This is a genomic window from Acinetobacter sp. A47, from assembly GCF_000805455.1.
Taxonomy (GTDB): Bacteria; Pseudomonadota; Gammaproteobacteria; order Pseudomonadales; family Moraxellaceae; genus Acinetobacter.
The window spans coordinates 86,584-105,738 of the sequence record NZ_JSUS01000012.1; the positions used below are offsets into that span (position 1 = coordinate 86,584).

General features: G+C 44.2%; 13 protein-coding genes and 1 pseudogene. 5 read left to right on the forward strand and 9 right to left on the reverse strand.

Annotation, left to right across the window (positions count from 1 at the left end):
* Positions 1–73 precede the first annotated feature (73 nt).
* Together betB and betI are read right to left on the reverse strand one after the other, a co-directional pair.
* Complete coding sequence (gene betB / locus OC23_RS04305; RefSeq protein WP_038343051.1) at positions 74–1,546, reverse strand: betaine-aldehyde dehydrogenase; 1,473 nt, start codon at positions 1,544–1,546, stop codon at positions 74–76.
* The gene (gene betI / locus OC23_RS04310; RefSeq protein ID WP_038343052.1) at positions 1,539–2,165 is read right to left on the reverse strand and encodes a transcriptional regulator BetI; all 627 of its coding nucleotides are present in this window, start codon (positions 2,163–2,165) and stop codon (positions 1,539–1,541) included. The genes betB and betI overlap by 8 nt, the downstream gene beginning before the upstream one ends.
* A 264-nt stretch (positions 2,166–2,429) precedes the next feature.
* On the opposite strand from betI, the gene OC23_RS04315 reads away from it, so the two are divergent.
* Positions 2,430–4,040, forward strand: coding sequence for a BCCT family transporter (locus OC23_RS04315; protein WP_038343053.1), 1,611 nt, complete (start codon positions 2,430–2,432; stop codon positions 4,038–4,040).
* 116 nt (positions 4,041–4,156) lie between these two features.
* A complete protein-coding gene (locus OC23_RS04320) occupies positions 4,157–6,217 on the forward strand; it encodes a choline transporter (RefSeq protein WP_038343055.1) in 2,061 nt (686 codons plus the stop codon).
* 52 nt (positions 6,218–6,269) lie between these two features.
* Here OC23_RS04320 and OC23_RS04325 read toward each other — a convergent pair whose 3' ends face one another.
* The 3 genes from OC23_RS04325 to mqo all read right to left on the reverse strand — a co-directional run bounded on the left by OC23_RS04325 (position 6,270) and on the right by mqo (position 9,720).
* On the reverse strand, positions 6,270–6,725 hold the full coding sequence (locus OC23_RS04325; RefSeq protein ID WP_038343056.1) for a hypothetical protein: 456 nt from the start codon (positions 6,723–6,725) through the stop codon (positions 6,270–6,272).
* Positions 6,726–6,767: 42 nt separating this feature from the next.
* On the reverse strand, positions 6,768–8,009 hold the full coding sequence (locus OC23_RS04330) for an MFS transporter (RefSeq protein WP_038343057.1): 1,242 nt from the start codon (positions 8,007–8,009) through the stop codon (positions 6,768–6,770).
* A gap of 70 nt (positions 8,010–8,079) precedes the next feature.
* On the reverse strand, positions 8,080–9,720 hold the full coding sequence (gene mqo / locus OC23_RS04335; RefSeq protein WP_038343059.1) for a malate dehydrogenase (quinone): 1,641 nt from the start codon (positions 9,718–9,720) through the stop codon (positions 8,080–8,082).
* 398 nt (positions 9,721–10,118) lie between these two features.
* On the opposite strand from mqo, the gene OC23_RS04340 reads away from it, so the two are divergent.
* From OC23_RS04340 to OC23_RS04350, 3 genes are all read left to right on the forward strand, one after another.
* Entirely contained in the window at positions 10,119–10,556 is a 438-nt protein-coding gene (locus tag OC23_RS04340) for a GNAT family N-acetyltransferase (protein ID WP_038343061.1), read from the forward strand.
* 358 nt (positions 10,557–10,914) lie between these two features.
* A complete protein-coding gene (locus OC23_RS04345; protein WP_038343063.1) occupies positions 10,915–11,406 on the forward strand; it encodes a flavin reductase in 492 nt (163 codons plus the stop codon).
* Positions 11,407–12,043: 637 nt separating this feature from the next.
* On the forward strand, positions 12,044–12,601 hold the full coding sequence (locus OC23_RS04350) for a TetR/AcrR family transcriptional regulator (protein ID WP_038343065.1): 558 nt from the start codon (positions 12,044–12,046) through the stop codon (positions 12,599–12,601).
* 180 nt (positions 12,602–12,781) lie between these two features.
* Here the strand turns inward: OC23_RS04350 and OC23_RS19610 are convergent.
* From OC23_RS19610 to OC23_RS04365, 4 genes and pseudogenes are all read right to left on the reverse strand, one after another.
* Positions 12,782–14,019 (reverse strand): annotated as a pseudogene (locus tag OC23_RS19610) (ImmA/IrrE family metallo-endopeptidase); the annotation flags it as partial.
* A gap of 269 nt (positions 14,020–14,288) precedes the next feature.
* The gene (locus OC23_RS04360) at positions 14,289–15,572 is read right to left on the reverse strand and encodes a ribonucleotide-diphosphate reductase subunit beta (protein ID WP_038343067.1); all 1,284 of its coding nucleotides are present in this window, start codon (positions 15,570–15,572) and stop codon (positions 14,289–14,291) included.
* Positions 15,573–15,715: 143 nt separating this feature from the next.
* Complete coding sequence (locus tag OC23_RS18685) at positions 15,716–15,847, reverse strand: hypothetical protein (protein ID WP_004655460.1); 132 nt, start codon at positions 15,845–15,847, stop codon at positions 15,716–15,718.
* A 93-nt stretch (positions 15,848–15,940) separates the two neighbouring features.
* Positions 15,941–18,781, reverse strand: a complete 2,841-nt coding sequence (locus OC23_RS04365) for a ribonucleoside-diphosphate reductase subunit alpha (RefSeq protein ID WP_038343068.1) — start codon at positions 18,779–18,781, stop codon at positions 15,941–15,943.
* Positions 18,782–19,155 lie beyond the last annotated feature (374 nt).

A 19,155-nucleotide genomic window follows, 5' to 3' on the forward strand; every position in this document is an offset into this window, starting at 1 on the left:
TTCTGGAGGTTGCCATGCAATCAGCTGAAGGCATGGCACCTAGGGTTAATCTTGAGGGTGAAAGGGGAGTGCATTAGAAAATGCTTTGATACTCGCCTAACTCAACTTGAATCGATTTGATGCGGGTGTAATGACCCAGTGTGGTCAAGCCATTTTCGCGGCCCACACCGGATTGCTTATAGCCACCCACTGGCATTTCTGCAGGCGATTCACCCCAGGTATTGATCCAGCAGATACCGGCTTCAAGCTGGTGAATGATGCGATGTGCTTTGGTGATGTCCTGAGTCACCACACCCGCAGCCAGACCAAAGTCGGTTGCATTGGCACGACGAATCACTTCTTCCTCGGTTTCATAGCTGAGAATGCTCATCACCGGGCCAAAGATTTCTTCCTGTACAATCGCCATATCATCCTGACAGTCACTGAAAACGGTCGGTAATACATAAGCACCTTTAGCCAGCTCACCTTCAGTGGCACGGCCACCGCCGATCAGCAGTTTTGCACCTTGCTGCTTGCCAGACTCAATAAATGACAATACTTTTTCCATATGCGGGAAGCTGGTCAGCGGGCCAAAATTGGTTTGCTCAGCCATTGGATCGCCGATACGGATACGTTTTACCCGTTCCACAATTGCAGCTTCAAAATCGGCAAGCATGGCTTTAGGTACAAATACGCGGGTACCGTTGGTACACACCTGACCCGAACTAAAGAAGTTGGCCATGATGGCAATGTCGGCAGCACGGTCAAGGTTGGCATCTTCACAGATGATCAGTGGCGATTTACCACCAAGCTCCATGGTCACTTCTTTCAAGGTTGAACCTGCGGCGCTGGCCATGACTTTCTTGCCGGTTTCGACACCACCTGTGAACGAGATTTTCTCAATCACCGGATGTTCTGTCAGCCATTGACCAATGTCACGACCTGCCCCTTGTACCACGTTAAATACGCCGTCCGGAACACCCGCTTCAGTATAGATTTCAGCAAGTTTGAATGCAGTCAGTGGTGTGGTTTCACTTGGTTTGAAAATCATGGCATTACCCGCAGCCAGGGCAGGGGCAGATTTCCATAGTGCGATTTGAATCGGATAGTTCCAGGCACCGATACCGGCCACTACACCGAGTGGTTCACGACGGGTATAGAAGAAGCTTGATTCACGTAGGGGTACCTGTTCGCCCTGAATGGCGGTTGCAAGACCTGCGTAGTATTCGAGTACATCGGCACCGGTCACGATATCGACAGTCGATGTTTCGCTATAGGCTTTACCGGTATCGAGGGTTTCGAGCCGGGCTAGTTCATCATTACGTTCACGCAAGATGTCAACGGCACGACGCAGGATACGTGAACGCTCCATTGCGGTCATGGCCGCCCAGATTTTCTGGCCTTGTTGTGCGCTTTGAACAGCCGCTTCAATGTCTTGTTGTGAGGCTTGTTGAAGTGTTGCGATCACTTCACCGTTGGCAGGGTTAATACTGGTAAATGTTTTACCACTGGTCGCTGCGACATAACGTCCGTGGATATACAATTGATGAACTTGTGCATCACTCATTCTGTTTCTCCTGCAAAGGCTTGTTCGCAAATTGCAATTGCGTTTTTACATAATCGTAAGCAATGGAACGTGCCAGCTGGCTGTCAAACTCGTCATGACTGCTTAAACTGCCACGTAACCATAATCCGTCAATCAAAGCCGCCAGTCCGCGGGCGGCAATGCTTGCCTGTTGTTTATCATCGACCAACATGAGGAAATAATGTTTCAGGTTGGAATACAGGCGTTGATCATTAATCCGTTGTAAACGTCCAAGTTCGGGTAAGTGCATACTGGCAGACCAGAAGTCTAACCAGACCCGCATGGCTTGTTTGTTCACCTGGCTAATATCGAAGTTCGAATCAATAATCGCCCTGATCTGGCTTTCCGGATGCGTATCTGCTTGCGCTTTATACTGTTCAGTTTTCTGACGTAAAACGTTAAGCATTTCCTGCATACAGGTATTGATCAAACCTTGTTTGTCACCAAAATAATGACTCACAATACCGGTCGATAGCTCGGCTTTTTTTGCAATCTGTGCCAGGGTGGTATTGGATAACCCCACTTCAGAAATTACATAAAATGCGGCGTTAATGATTTCTTCACGCCGTACATGTTCCGGTTTTACTCTACGCTTTGTCATGCTTATCCATTTAAAGCCCAGCCACGGTGCTTTTTATTCAACATTTCTCAATGTAGAGCATCATAACATTTTTTTATCATACTTTTTATTGATTGAACGTTCAATCAATAAAAAGTATAATCTGTAAAAATCAATGAATTTTTGCCTGGCAAAAATAGATGTAAAGTAAGAAATCAAAGATTCTTATGGATAAGAAGATAAGGACAGAACAGGACTTATCACATTATTTTTTAAGAAAATACACCAATTGCAAGGAGCAAGAAGATGGTGTCAAAAAGTAATGAAGAATCCCCATCCGAACCAATTCGTTTAAATTTGTTTGTTTTTTGGAGCTCGGCGGTCAGCATTGGCATTTTTGGTCTATTGTTTGTGTTATTTCCAACGCAAAGCCAGCTCTGGCTGACCTATATCCAGGGACAGGCCAACCAGCTGTTTGGCTGGTATTACATGCTGGTCATTATTCTATGTCTGGGTTTTGTGGCGTGGCTGGCATTTTCGCGGGTCGGACAGATTCGTTTAGGCCGGGATGATGACAAGCCCGAGTTTGGTTATCTGGCCTGGGTTTCCATGCTGTTTTCTGCCGGAATCGGGATTGCCTTGCTGTATTACGGTGTGGCTGAACCGGTCGACCATTTCCTGAGACCGCCGGAAGGCCAGGGCGGCACGGTACAGGCGGCACGCGATGCCATGATGTACAGCTTCCTGCATTGGGGAATTCATGGCTGGGTCTTGTATGCCTTGCTCGGTGTAACCCTGGGCTATTTTGCCTTTCGCATGAATCTGCCGCTGGCATTACGTTCAGCCCTCTATCCGATCTTTGGTGAGCGTATCCATGGGCTGGTCGGTGATTTTGTGGATGGTTTCGGAATTCTGGCAACAGTGATCTCGCTGGTGACCAATCTGGGAATCGGGGCATTGGTACTGGTATCGGGACTACATTATCTGGTTCCGGACATTCCCAACAACCAGACGACGCTGATTGCAGTGGTCTTGTTAATGATGGCCGTTGCCACCGTCACCACCGTGGTGGGAATCGAAAAGGGACTGGCCTGGCTATCCCGCATCAACTTGCGTTTGCTGTATGCCTTATTGTTATTTGTATTTTTGACCGGTCCAACCAACCAGTTGCTCAATGGGCTGGTACAGAACACGGGTGATTATCTTGATCACTTTCTGGCGAAAAGTTTTGATATGTATCTGTACAACCAGAAAGCAGGCGAGTGGCTGGGCTCATGGACCGTGTTCTACTGGGCATGGTGGATTGCGTGGGCGCCATTTGTCGGGATGTTCATTGCGCGTATTTCCAAAGGCCGGACCATCCGTGAAGTGGTGCTGGGGGTATGCCTGATTCCGCTGGGCTTTACCCTGGCCTGGATTTCTATTTTCGGTAATACCGCCATTGACCTGATCCTTAATAAAAACCAGCAGGCCTTGGGCGATATGGTACTGACAGATGCTGCCTTGTCGCTGTTCAAGCTTCTCGAATATTTACCGTTCAACCCGTATATTGCTGGGATTGTTGTGGTGATTTGTTTCGTATTGTTTTTGACCCCGGTTGGTTCTGGTACACTGATGATCGCAAATCTGTCCTCGAAAGGGGGTAGCAATGAAAGTGATTCACCAGTCTGGTTGAGAGTTTTCTGGTCTGTGGTGATTACCATTGTCAGTATCGGTCTGCTTTTGGCAGGGAGTTTTCACTCCATGCAAAGCGCGGTGGTACTCTGTGGTTTACCTTTTTCTGCGATCATTTTGCTGTATATGTTTGGCCTGGCCAAGGCACTCAAGCAGGATCAACAGGATCCTCAGCCAGCACAAGTGGTTGCAGCCGTAACTCCACCAACACATTTTGCAACTGAAAAATCAGAAACATTGTAATTTGGGTAATGACTTTTATTTTTCATTTTTTATTCGGAGATGTCTTTTCATTGAATATGCAATGGAAAGACATGGATGAATATTTTCTTTTTGTTCTCTAACTCCCTGAGGATTGTATGGCAACAGATAATCCAAGAGCGGTTGATGATTCTACATTAGCGAATAAAGATCATTTGAATCGTGTGGTCTTTTATGTTTCAGCTCTACTTATTTTAACATTTGCACTTGTTACGATTTTATTTAACGACTTTTCCAACCACCTCTTAAATGTGGTGCTGGCCTGGGTCAGTGATAAATTTAGCTGGTACTACTTACTGGCAGCAACACTGTATCTGATCTTTGTAATCTTTATTGCCTGTTCACGCTATGGCGATATCAAGCTGGGCCCGAAACACTCCAAACCTGAGTTCAGCTTATTGAGCTGGTCAGCCATGCTGTTTGCTGCAGGCATTGGTACAGACCTGATGTTCTTCTCGGTGGCAGAGCCGCTATCGCATTATATGAACCCTCCTGTCGGGGAGGGCCAGACCTTTGAAGCGGCACGTCAGGGCATGGTCTGGACATTGTTCCACTATGGTTTGACCGGTTGGGGCATGTATGCGCTGGTCGGGATGGCACTGGGCTATTTCAGTTATCGCTATAACCTGCCTTTGACCATCCGTTCGGCCTTATACCCGATTTTTGGTAAAAAAATTGATGGCCCGATCGGACATACGGTCGATACGGCTGCGGTGATCGGTACCATCTTTGGTATTGCAACCACCTGTGGTATTGCGGTGGTGCAGATTAACTATGGCTTGCATGTATTGTTTGGCCTGCCTGAAAACCTGTGGATTCAGGTGGCACTGATTCTGGTGGCCGTCATTGTCACGATTATTTCGGTAACAGCCGGTGTCAATAAAGGCATCAAGGTCTTATCTGAAATCAACATTTATGCAGCCATTGGCCTAATGCTGTTTGTGCTGTTTTTGGGCAATACCGAATTCCTGCTCAATGCGCTGGTACAAAACTTTGGTGACTATATTAGCCGTTTCCCGAGTCTGGCTCTGGAAAGCTTTGCCTTTGACCGGCCTAAGGACTGGATGAATAGCTGGACCCTGTTCTTCTGGGCGTGGTGGGTCGCGTGGTCGCCATTTGTCGGTCTGTTTCTGGCACGTATTTCACGTGGTCGTACCATCCGTGAATTTGTCTGTGGTACCCTGATCATTCCGTTATTGTTTACCATTACCTGGTTATCCATTTTTGGCAACAGTGCGCTGTACAATGTTATTTTTGACGGCAATACCGCACTGGCACAAACAGTCCTGACCAATCCTGCCCATGGTTTTTATGACCTGCTGGCCCAATATCCGGGCTTTGCCTTCATTGCGGGTGTGGCCACTATTACCGGTTTGCTGTTCTATGTGACATCAGCAGACTCCGGTGCATTGGTACTGGGTAACTTCACCACCAAGTTTTCCAATGTCGATAACGATGCGCCGCGCTGGTTACGTATTTTCTGGGCCACGGCAATCGGTTTGCTCACGGTGGCAATGCTGATGGCAAACGGCATCACCGCCTTGCAAAGTGCTACCGTGATCATGGGCTTGCCGTTTAGTTTTGTCATGTTGCTGGTCATGGCCGGCCTGTATAAGTCCTTGCGTTTAGAGGATTATCGTAAAGCCAGCCGTAGCCTGAATGCTGCGCCTGTGGTGGGGAATGTCGATATTCTCAACTGGAAGCAGCGTTTGTCCCGTGTCATGCACCACCCTGGCAGCAGTGAAACACAACGGATGCTCGATAGCGTGTGCAAACCTGCGGTACAGACGGTTGCCGACGAGCTGGTCAAACGTGGCATGAATGTCGAGGTAACCCAAGGAGAGGTGGAAGACAGCGATACCCTGTACCATCTGGACCTTACCATCTATATCGAAGACGAGCATAACTTTGTCTACCAGATCTGGCCTGTGCGTTATATCGCGCCAACCTTTAGTGAACGTGGTAAACGTGGCAAGCAACATTATTATCGTTTAGAGACCTTTTTATATGAAGGTTCTCAGGACAACGATCTGGTGGGCTACACCAAAGAACAGGTGATTAATGACATTCTGGATAAGTATGAACGTCATATGACTTTCTTGCATATCAACCGCATTAGCCCGGGTAACCGGCCTTTGTATCCAGATTCGCAAGATTGATCGCAATCCTGAAAAAACCTCACGTCATGTGAGGTTTTTTTTGAGATGACATTTATAAAGCGCCGTGCTGTTGCCAGGTTTCACCAGTTTCGTAGGCGGCATATTTCTGTTTTAGCTCTTGCAGGGACTGGCTTTGATACAGGGCAAACATCACCATGATCAGGAACAGGCCTGCCAGTTTAATCAGGCGCTTATATTTATAATCGTCGGAATATAAGTAGAAAATACAATAAAAGGCAATGATTAAATACGTGCAGAACAGTGAGTTGAGCACCAGATAAATCAATAATACCGCAGTCATTGCGGTGGCAAGCCTGTTTTTGAGCAGGGTTGGACGAAGGCTCAGGATGTTTAATATGAGCAGGCCAAAGGATGTCCAGAAAAGATAGCCATCACCGCCAATAATCACGATATAGGCCGATTGCAGGCACAACAATGCCAGCCATATAAAAATGGAAACAATAATAAACCTGGAAGCGCCAGAGGACGCGGGCAATGTGTGTTTCATATGACTTACATGAGTTTTTCTAAAACAGTGGTAGAGAAGCAATTAAAAACGGAAATTCAATAAATCCCTGGTTCTGATTCTGGTTAAGGCCACACAGAGTAAGGAAAGGCTGCCGCCGATCAACATCGCCGGAACGACGCTCAAAAAACGTGTTATCACACTGGACTGTAAGGCGCCTAGTTCATTACCGGACGTAACAAAAATGCCGTTAATGGCGGCAATACGTCCAAGCATGGTCTTGGGTGGTATGAGTTGCAGTATGGTTTGGCGAATGACAATGTTGATGCTGTCACAGGCTCCCATAATAATGAGAACTGCAACAGAAAAATAGAGGTGTCTGGTAACAGCAAATAACAGGGTGCACAACGCAAAGCCGGTTACAGCAACCAGCATCATCTGCCAGGGTCTCGACCTGGGAGGGTAACGTACCAGCAACAACATCATGACCAGTCCGCCAAAAGCCGGTGCGGCACGCAACATTCCAAAACCATCGGCTCCGGTATGTAATATATCCTGCGCAAACACAGGCAGCAGGGCAATGATACCGCCAAAAAAGACCGAACCCAGATCCAGAAACATGGCCCAGAAAATAATTTTGGTTTTAAAAATAAATTGCAGTGCCTGTCGCAGGCTTTGGGAAACGGATTCGCTCTGCAGTTGTGGAAATTGTCGTTTTTGTAGGCGCCACAGTGCAATACTGCCAGCAGCAAATAATCCGGCGATGATGCTAAAGGTAATATCCAGATCGAGATGGGCCAGTAAAAAGCCGCCTGTGACCGGTGCGAGGATACCACTGGCCTGCCAGCACATGCTGGTCCATGTTGCGGCATTGGTATAAAGATATTCAGGCACGACAAAAGGGCGTAACGAGTTAAAGCACGGGCTATAAATACCGCGAATACAGCCAAATAAAAATAAGATGCCAAAGCATGAAATCAGCAGGGCCGGTGTGCCGGTTTTTCCGGCCAGGAACAGGTCGAAACACAACCATAAGATTAAGGACAGCGGAATAGCACAGCTAAAACTGATTTGTAAAATACGCTGGCGGTTAAAGCGGTCGGCAATATAGCCACCCCAGAGCGACAGTACTAAAAAAGGCAGAAAATCCATCAGTCCGACCAGCCCGAGCATGAGCGGATTTTTGGTAATCTGATACAGATAAAAGGCGATCAGCACTTCCTGAATCAGGACTGCAAAGGTGAGGCAGCACTGGTTTACTGTCAGTAACCGGAAGTCACGACAGGCAAATGCAGCAAAAGCAGAGGAGGGAAGTACGGGAGACATGCAGCTAACAACTTGAACAAAAAAGGGAAGAGCCGAAACTCCTCCCTTTTTGACCTAATCCTGACAGAGATTACTGAGCAACAGCTTCAGCTTTCTCTACTTTCTTGGCCGGAACCACGTTTGCAGGCGTGGTATAGTGCAAGCCCAGAGCCGAGCTTGAGTACTGACGGATTTGATCTAACAGCACCGGATCGGCTGACAGGTCTTTACCATAAGAACGAACGATCTGATGCAACTTGTCATTCCATACACCTTGGGTTTGCTCAGGGAAGGCTTTTTCAAGCAGGTTGAGCATGATGTAAGGTGACGTTGAAGCGCCCGGAGAAGCCCCTAGCAATGCCGTTACAGATTTATCCTTAGAGGCAAAGATTTCTGTACCGAATTGCAGCTTGGCTGGTTTACCCGGTTCTTTCTTGATGATCTGAACGCGTTGACCACCTTGCTGTAGATGCCAGTCTTTTGGATCTGCTTCCGGGTAGTATTTTTTCAACTCGTTGAAGCGGTCTGCGTCAGACATCATTACCTGGCTGATCAGATACTGTACCAGGTCGGCATTTTGCAAGCCGATGGCAGCCATAGGCATGACGTTGTTTTTGTTGGTGGATGCAAGCAAATCAAGCTGTGAACCATTTTTCAGGAACTTGTTTGAATAGGTTGCGAATGGGCCAAACAATACATATTTTTTGCCGTCGATATAACGGGTATCAATATGTGGCACAGACATTGGCGGCGCACCCAGATCAGCACGGCCATACACCTTGGCAGTATGCTTTGCCGTCACGGCAGGGTTGTCAGTAACCAGGAATTCACCACCCACAGGGAAGCCTGCATATTGCTGGGCTTCTGGTAAGCCTGTCATTTGCAATAACTTAATGGCAGCACCACCTGCACCAATAAACACAAAACGTGTTTTCACATGGCTGGTCTTGCCAGATTTCACATCTTTAAAGGCAACCGACCAGGTATTGTCGTCATTTTTGCTAATGCCAGTCACTTCAGTTGATGTGCTCAGTTTGAAGTTCGGGCTTTTCTCGAGATGGTTAATCAGCTGTCTGGTAATTGCACCATAGTTGACGTCGGAACCAACATCCATACGTGTTGCAGCAACTTTTTGCTGTGGATCTCGCCCATCCATGACAAGAGGAGCCCATTTCTGGATTTCAGCCGGGTCTTCACTCATTTTCATGCCAGCGAATAACGGGTTTTGAATCATGGCCGCATAACGCTTTTCCATAAAGTTCACATTATCGCCCCAGACAAACGCAATATGCGGAACCGGATTAATAAAGGTATTTGGTGTTTCAAGTACACCTTGCTTCACCTGATGAGCCCAGAACTGCTTTGCAATCTCGAACTGGCTTGCCACGTTGATGGCTTTGGAAATGTCCATTTTACCGTTTTTCTCTTCGGTATAGTTCATTTCCATAAAGCCAGAGTGGCCAGTACCCGCATTGTTAAAACCGTTTGAACTTTCTTGTGCAACAGCATCAAGACGTTCATACATGCGGATGTTCCAGTCAGGTTGTAATTCGTTGAGATAAGTCCCTAATGTGGCACTCATGATACCGCCGCCGATAAGTACAACATCGACAGTCGGTTCGTCATTTGCAGTTTTAATTGCCTTAGACGCAACTGGTCTAAAAAGAAAGGCAATTGCAATAATAATAAGTACCGCGAGCAGTACGAATAAATATTTCCAAAATTTTTTCATTCAATTTACCTTAAAAATTAAATGACGCTCTATATAAAAGTGATATAGAGAGAAAGAATTTAAATGATGATACAGACGCAATAAAGGCACATCAGTCGAGGCGTGACCTTGAAGCTGATGTTTGAGGAGTTGGTTCGTGAATTTTACTTTAAAATAGACAGTAGTTTTGTTAATGAATGTATCAGAATGTACCTATCAAGTCGCATTTGATTATTTTATGTGTGTATATTGTTTGGTTGAATAGAGGGAATTTTCCTTATGCTTTAAGGTGTTAAGTCATATTTTGAACAAACTTAACAACAATAAAAATACTTTTGCTGAAAATAAGGACAAGCCTGCCTGTTCAGCTCAGTGCTGATTGTTGTTGTGTCCTGTCACAATGAAAAGGAACAAAATGCATGAGATTAAGAGCGTTACAACAACAAGATCAGTTGCAGTGGATGTCATTATGGCAAGCGTATCAGGCTTTTTATAAAATTGAGATTGACCCTCAAGTTACGGAAAAAACATTTTCTCGCTTACTTGATACGGATGAAGCGATGTACGGTGTGGTTGTTGAAGAACAAGAGAAGCTGCTTGGCTTTGTGCATTTTATTTTTCACCGCAGTACATGGCCGACCGGTGACTATTGTTATTTACAGGATTTATTTGTCGAGCAAGGGGTACGAGCAAAGGGGCTGGGGCGAAAATTAATCGAGGCGGTCTACCAACAAGCTGCTGAAAGACAATGCTCACGTGTCTATTGGCTTACCCATGAAAGTAATGCGCAAGCACGACTACTTTATGACAAGATTGCAGTGAATGCCGGATTTATTCAGTATCGCAAAAATCTGTAATCATGTTTGATAACGCCAGTTTAGACCTCAAGCTATTTTATCCAGCGGTTCTTAACCGCTTTTATAGGATGATTCATAAAGTTAAGCCGCAAGAGGTAGATGCTCACAGCAGGTTTTGTCTATGGGGCGCCCCCTAAGCTTGGGTTACCTTCGTAAGGGATAAAAGATATATAATGCTGATGTGGTGAATTTCATTCATATTGTGGTGAAACTAAATCAGTTTTATTCATGTTGCGATTGCGGTATAAATCACACTATAACCTGAACTTCTTGCTCAGCTGTTAGGGGGTAAATAGCTGTCAGGCGCAATCAGGCAAGTGAAAGAGAAGAGAACATGGCTCAATTTAGGAATAAGGTGATGGTTGAAGCAATCGAGTTTAGAAATGCAATGTCGTTACTTACAAGTGCAGTCAGTGTTATAACAACTGCGGGCTTGTCTGGGCGTTATGGCTTTACGGCGTCTGCGGTATGTAGTGTTTCTGATACGCCACCTACTTTATTGGTGTGCATGAACAAAGCTGCCAGCTCGCATCCGCATTTTTTAGAAAATAAAATTTTAAGCGTGAATGTATTGGCAGCGCATCACCAGCATATATCTAAAGTTTTTTCCTCTAAATTAACTCCGGAAGAGCGTTTTCAGCATGGTGTCTGGACCGAGCTGGAAACGGGTGCACCGGTACTTAAAGATGCTTTGGTTAATTTTGATTGTGAAATCGAGCAGATGCAGGAAGTAGGTACACATTCCATTTTGATCTGTCGCATCGTGGCAATTCAACAGAGCCAGCAAGATCAGGGGTTAGTGTATTTTAATCGTGCTTATCATCAGGTCGGGCAGGCAGAAATGGTTTAAAACCGGGTACGGTGCTGTCCTGTGGTAATCAGTGAATTAAGTATGCTTAACGGTTGAACTTGATTGATAAAATATCCTTACATAATATATTAAAAATATTAAACAATATAACTGATTGAAAATTAATAATAAATAAGGATTGTATATAAAATCCAATATTGACACGTCCCAACTCTGCCATTATTGTTTAAATGCTGGCCTACATGCCAGCCGGTTTTGACAGACCGATTCCTAAGTGCATTGAAAAAACTTATTTTTTTGATGTAGACTTGTTCGTCCCCCTTTTTTGTTGCGGTAGGACGAGAGGGGGACGCCTTTGGGCGTGCTGATGCTTAGGTTCAGTCTGTCAACCCTCTTTCGTCCTGCCACCATCATTATGCGTGTATTGGCAGAGTTCTGGATTTCTCAGGAGTTGGCCATGCACTCTCTTCTTAAATTTCTAAACTAGTCCATCACCTGGCTTGAATGGCTTTCGTCTTTCAGGCTGTAGTTCATTATGACTAAAAACTTATATTCCTCAAACTCGAGATGCAGACACGTCATCCTTGAGGGAGTTTTGCATGCCATTTTTGATAGTTATTGAGATTTAGCATGCCTCTAGCCTTTTGAAATGGAAAAATATTTTATAGGGAAATACATGTCGGATTTAGAAATTTCATTTCGGGCTTTAAAAGTACTCGATAGCGCCCGCTACCTGTTCAATCGTTATGGTTTTCATAATGTCGGGGTCGATCGCATTATTGAAACTGCCCAGATTGCCAAGGGTACTTTTTACAAGTATTTCCAATCGAAAGAGCAACTGATTGAAATGGGGCTACGTTTTCAAACAGATGCACTCAAGCAAGAGGTTTTTGTTTTAATCCACCACCAGCCGGCCTTTAGCCTGCATGACAAACTCAGGCGTATTTATTTTTTACATGTCAGTCTGGAGGGGTATTATCATTTACCGTTGAAGGCGATTTTTGAAATTAAAACACGTTATCCAAAGGCTTATCAGATCGTGGTGGAATACCGGAAATGGTTGGTTAAAGAAATTTGTGATCTGCTTTTGGGGACTCATGCGCATGCTACTCAGGTCGATGCAGAGATGTTCCTGTTTGTGGTAGATGGAGCACTTCTTTTGTTGAAAGGAGGAAATACAGTAGAGGACCCAGCGCGTATGATTGAGGGATTTTTGGTGGGGTTGGGGAGGTGAGGAGTCTCATTATTTAAGGTGGATTGAACTATTAAAAATACTTGAGTCAGGTGTTTACATAGTCGTGCTTGAGCCTTGGGACTGATGGCTTTTGGTGGCTGATGAGAGTCTCTCTGCAATTGATGTGAAAATGGTGTTGTTTGTGGTGGATGGGCGATTAGTGGAGTCATCGGATGAGGAAAAAGAGAATTTAGCCAAACCTAACTCAGTTAGTCTAATTCTCATAGTTTCTTGAGATACATTAAACATTTTAGTCAATGGCAAAATAATTTTTTTATAGTTTTCAAAGTTGCATGGTTGTAAGTCAATGTAGAGTGGGGAAAAGCCTCTATTTTTGATGTCATATTTTATTAAATAATAATTTAAAGCCGCCTTTAACAGATTTTCAGGAGGTAATAAACAGGCTGCAAAATAATTTGCTTGGAATTCAAGTCTATCAATATTTTGGTTAACTTCTATACTTGTAGAGTGTGATTCTCCAGTGTTTAAGATATTCTCTGAAATTATATATTTATCGTGCTTAAGAAAAATATGTGCAATTTCATGAGCTTTAGCAAAATTAATTTGATGTTGAGAATAATGTTCAACCCCAAGAATAGTGATAGTTTTTAATTTAGTGTCTAACTTTCCAATAATATTTGAATTATCTATGTCATTAATTTTAATAATTTTATAGTCGATTTTATTTATTATTTTATCTAAATCTATAGTGTTGTTTTCTTGAAATTCATTAAACAACTTTTCCGCAAGAGTATTTAGTTCTTTTTTTGATTTATAAGGAATAGCTTTAGAATAAAAATTTATACGGTGATAGTCAAAGAATTCTTTTGGTGACAATTCTTCTTGGGATAAAAGAAAGTCATAGATGAGATCTTTTGGTATTGTTGTAAAACGAAGAGGTGTTTGAATATAAATATTGCTAGCGGAAATATTCTCCAAAATATTGGAAGTAAGAAAGTGGCTTATAATTTCTTTTTTCTCTTTTATTCGATTAATGGTTCGATTTAGAATAACTTCATGTTTATTTTCAGTAGCTAAAATTCTCCATAAACCAATTTTCCTATTTTTAGTGCACCTTGTTGAAAACCATTTGTTGTAACACAAATAGCTTTTGTGTTGTGTTTTCCGACTTGGGAAACTTTGGTTGAAAATTCTTCAATATCATCAACGGGAATATTTTTTGAATAGTTTTTGCACTCAATTAGCAAAATAATATAAGGTTCATCTTGACCACATAAAAATACTTCAATTGCTATATCAAAAGTAATATCACTTTCTCTATCTTTTGAATAGTATTTATGTTGTTTGTAGATTCTGGTTTGGTTGGGATGAAATCCTAAATAACCACTTTGAATTAAGGATGAGAAGTAGTTAAAAACAAAGTTTTCAAAAGCATCACCTTTTTCTTTGGTGTTCATGTGTTAAGAAAGATTGTTATGGTTCTTTTATTATATATGAAAAATAAGAATGTTGGTTAGTCCTTTGGGGTAGTAAAAGTTAAGGGTAATTTAAAAGATTATCTTCCTCATTTTTAATTTGTATTATTAAAAGAAATAAATTAATTGTTATCAGCAGTAAGTAATAATTTTTATTTTAATTGTTAGTGACTTTTATTAGTGTTAGTAAAAATGCAGCTATAAATAATAGCTGCATTTTTTATAAGATGGTTCTTTAGAAGATATTCAACTTACCAGCTTAACGCACCACCAGTTTGGTAGTCTGTTACACGCGTTTCAAAGAAGTTCTTCTCTTTACGCAAGTCCATCATCTCAGACATCCAGCCAAACGGGTTGGTTACACCGGCAAATTGCTCTGGTAAACCAAGCTGTGCTAGACGACGGTTACAGATGAACTTCAAGTATTCTTCCATCATGCTTGCATTCATGCCCAATACACCACGTGGCATGGTGTCACGCGCATATTCGATCTCAAGCATGGTGCCTTCAAGAATCATTTGAATCACTTCTTCCTGGAACTCGGCCGTCCACAAGTGCGGGTTCTCGATCTTGATCTGGTTGATCATGTCGATACCGAAGTTCAGGTGCATAGATTCATCACGCAAGATGTACTGGAACTGCTCGGCAACACCGTTCATCTTGTTACGACGACCCATACTCAAGATTTGAGTAAAGCCACAGTAGAAGAAGATCCCTTCAAGTACACAGTAGAATGCAATCAGGTTGCGAAGCAAACGCTGGTCATTTTCAGGTGTACCGGTATGGAAAGTCGGGTCACTTAAAGATTGGGTATACTTCAAGCCCCAGGCTGCCTTACGTGCAACAGATGGAATCTCACGGTACATGTTGAAGACTTCACCTTCATCCATACCTAACGATTCGATACAGTACTGGTAAGCATGAGTATGAATCGCTTCTTCAAATGCCTGACGCAGGATGTACTGGCGGCATTCAGGGTTGGTGATATGACGGTAAATTGCCAAGACCAGATTGTTGGCAACCAGTGAGTCTGCAGTCGAGAAGAAACCTAAAGAACGCATGATAATGGTACGCTCGTCTTCGGTTAGGCCATTTTCAGACTTCCAGAGCGCGATGTCATGGTTCATGTTGACTTCTTGTGGCATCCAGTGGTTTGCACACCCGTCAAGGTACTTCTGCCAAGCCCATTCGTATTTGAATGGTACCAGCTGGTTCAAGTCTGCACGGCAGTTGATCATGGCTTTATCATCAACCTGTACGCGCTGGGCACCCATTTCAAGCTCTTCCAGGCCAGGTGCAACATCTAGGTGCTCTAGGGCTGAAGATGCTCGAGCCAGCGAATCGGTTGGATTTGTTGATCGCACGGCACTGGTTCCAGCGGGTTGTGTAGCAGCCACGCGCGGCGATGATTGCTCTGAATCAGATACCACTTGCGTGTTAACCGTTTTTTGCGTGTCGATGGACGCAGGCTTGTGTTCAGGTGTAGTCGGTTTTTGCGAATCATCTTCAAAATCGTCCCAACTAAGGATAGACATATCAATTCTCTCTTCGTTGCTTTATATCTTTTATTAAGACATCTCAATCAAGAAGATGTCCTTACTATACGCTCAATTTGTGTAAGCAAAATTAAGTTTTATTGACCGGGTTTTTAAAAATGATCCGTGATCATCCGCAATCCCTAAGACTTATTTTGATTACGCTGTTGTCTACGTATTTTGAAAAATGCGTAAACGAGGGGGATATAAAACACTAGAAAGGCACAAATCAGAACAATCACACCAAATTGATAATTATGACTGAGATGGAACATGATTTATGCCTCTATAGAAACCTCTCTTGCGGAGCTTTAGTCGCTCTTCACCTCTCCTGACAGGAGAGGGTGTTTATGGAGAGAGGAGTAAAATTACTGACAAGCTTCACAGTCCGGATTGTCGATCGAACAAGCCATTGGTACTGGTGCTGCAGTGGTGAAACCATCTTCTTCAACCGGAGTTTCAGCTTTCTTCTCAGCCACAACTGCTGCTGTTGCCGCAACCACAGGAGCTTCAACCGATGCTGGCTTAACTGCATTAAGTGCGCCCGTATTGATGGTTGATTTCTCAGCCGATGTTGCACCTAAAGCTCGGAGGTAATAGGTGGTCTTAAGACCGCGTAACCATGCCATCTTGTAGGTGATGTCAAGCTTCTTACCGTTTGCACCAGCAATATACAGGTTCAATGACTGTGCCTGGTCGATCCATTTTTGACGACGGGAAGCAGCATCCACGATCCAGCGGGTGTCAACTTCAAACGCGGTAGCGAAGATCGCTTTTAATTCATCTGGAATACGCGCAATCTTTTGAACTGAACCTTCAAAATGTTTCAGGTCGTTGACCATGACGCTGTCCCACAGACCACGTTGTTTTAATGCACGAACGAGGTAAGGGTTGATCACGGTGAATTCGCCAGAAAGGTTCGATTTCACATACAGGTTCTGGAAAGTCGGTTCAATTGATTGAGACACGCCACAGATGTTCGAGATGGTTGCAGTTGGTGCAATTGCCATCACGTTTGAGTTACGCATACCGTCTTTTTGTACTTTGGCACGTAATGTGTCCCAGTCCAGACGTTGGGTGCGATCCACTTCAAACATGCGCTCCGGGCGAGATTTTGCAACCAGCTCTAAAGAGTCGATAGGCAAGATACCTTGATCCCACAATGAACCTTTGAAGGTAGAGTAGGCGCCGCGTTCAATTGCCAGATCGCTTGAAGTCTGAATTGCGTAGTAGCTGATCACTTCCATTGATTCGTCAGCAAAATCAACTGCTGCATCGGAACCGTAAGCAATGCCCATTTCATACAGGGCATCTTGGAAGCCCATGATCCCCATACCCACCGGACGGTGTTTCAGGTTTGAGTTCTTCGCTTGTGGTACCGCGTAGTAGTTGATGTCGATCACGTTGTCGAGCATGCGAACTGCAGTCTTGATGGTACGGGCCAGCTTCTCACGGTCCAATACGCCGCCTTGAACGTGTTGTACAAGGTTGATTGAGCCAAGGTTACATACCGCAATTTCATCCTGGTTGGTATTTAGGGTGATTTCGGTACATAAGTTCGATGAGTGCACCACGCCTACGTGCTGTTGCGGCGAACGTAAGTTACATACATCCTTGAATGTGATCCACGGATGACCTGTTTCAAACAGCATCGAAAGCATTTTGCGCCACAAGTCTTTGGCACGTACTTTCTTGTGTAGCATATTCTTTTCTTTTGCTACAGCTTCGTAGTGGGTATAACGCTCGGCAAATTCAGCACCGGTCAAGTCGTGCAGGTCAGGCGTTTCTGAAGGCGTGAACAGGGTCCATTCTGCATCTTCAAATACACGTTGCATGAACAGGTCAGGCACCCAGTTTGCCGTGTTCATGTCGTGGGTACGACGACGGTCATCACCGGTGTTCTTACGCAGCTCAAGGAATTCTTCAACATCTAAATGCCAGGTTTCCAGGTATGCACAGACCGCACCTTTACGCTTGCCACCCTGGTTAACCGCAACCGCTGTATCATTCGCAACTTTAAGGAATGGTACAACCCCTTGAGATTTACCATTGGTGCCCTTGATATAAGAGTTCAAGGCACGTACCGGTGTCCAGTCATTGCCCAGACCGCCCGCCCATTTTGACAGCATCGCGTTATCACGCATTGCGCCATAAATGTCATACAGGTCATCACCGATGGTGGTTAAGTAACAGCTTGATAATTGCGGACGCAATGTACCAGAGTTAAACAGGGTCGGTGTAGACGCCATGTAATCGAAGCTAGACAGCAAGTCATAGAATTCGATTGCACGTTGTTCTTTATCCTGTTCATTGAGTGCAAGACCCATTGAAACACGCATAAAGAATAACTGTGGCAATTCAAAACGTACGCCGTTTGAATGGATGAAGTAACGGTCAAACAGGGTTTGCAGACCCAGATAGGTAAACTGGTTTGAACGCTCAGGCTTGATCGCAGCGGCCAGTTTTGCAAGGTCAAAGTCAAGCAGGTCAGCAGAAAGCAGGTCAAGCTCGATACCTTTCTTCAAGAAGGTTTCCAGGGCATCATTTTCCAGCGTGTCTGCCGGTAAGCCCAAAAATTCAAGACCGGTGCTGACCAGTTCGTTACGCAATAAACGGGCAGTCACATAAGTATAGTTTGGTTCTTGTTCGATACGTGTACGGGTTGCCATCATCATGGTGGTGGCAATGTCACTTTCTTTTACGCCGTTGTATAGGTTTTTAACGGTCTCATCAACGATCGCCTGAACATCAATTCCTTCCAGACCTTCACTTGCTGTTTGAATGGTTGCAGTGAGGGCGTCCAGATCCAATGGCTGGAGCTGGCCATTGCTATCTGTAATCTGCAGGGTCGGGTGATGGTTCGCGCCAGTTTGCTGACGGGCACTTGCGCGTTGGTCACGATAAATCACATACGCACGAGCAACTTTCTGCTCGCCAGTACGCATCAGTGCCAATTCAACCTGATCCTGAATTTCTTCGATATGAATCGTGCCACCTGATGGTAAGCGACGGTTAAAGGTGTTGAGGACCATTTCCGTGAGCTGGGTAATACGGTCATGGATGCGACTGGAATCGCTACCTTGTTGACCTTCGACAGCCAGAAATGCTTTCCCAATCGCAACAGAAATTTTCTCGGCATTAAATGGCGCAATCTCACCGGTGCGCTTAATAACCTGAAGTTGGCCAGGAGTAGAAGTGATGATGCTCATGTCAGCATAGCTCCATTATCATCTATTTTTATGTTCATGGACCGTTTGAATCGAGCAAAAAGTATGCCACGATGTTTGAGGGATAAACACAATACTTAGTGGGTAAAGTTTATTTTCAACACAAGATACGGGATTTTTGGCAGTAGATCAATCCTTGACATTTTACTAATTTTTTTTTCATGTCCTAACTGCTGAATTCACAGGGACATAGCATAACAAAGCCCTTGAAAAAGGCTTATAGATAACTCTGTGGATAACTCAAAAAACAGACACTTAAATTGTTATAGGCGAAGAAAGAAACAAATTGTTTAACATTGGCACAAATTTTATACTAAATATCCATCTTGTCGAAAAAACGCTTATGAAACTGAAAA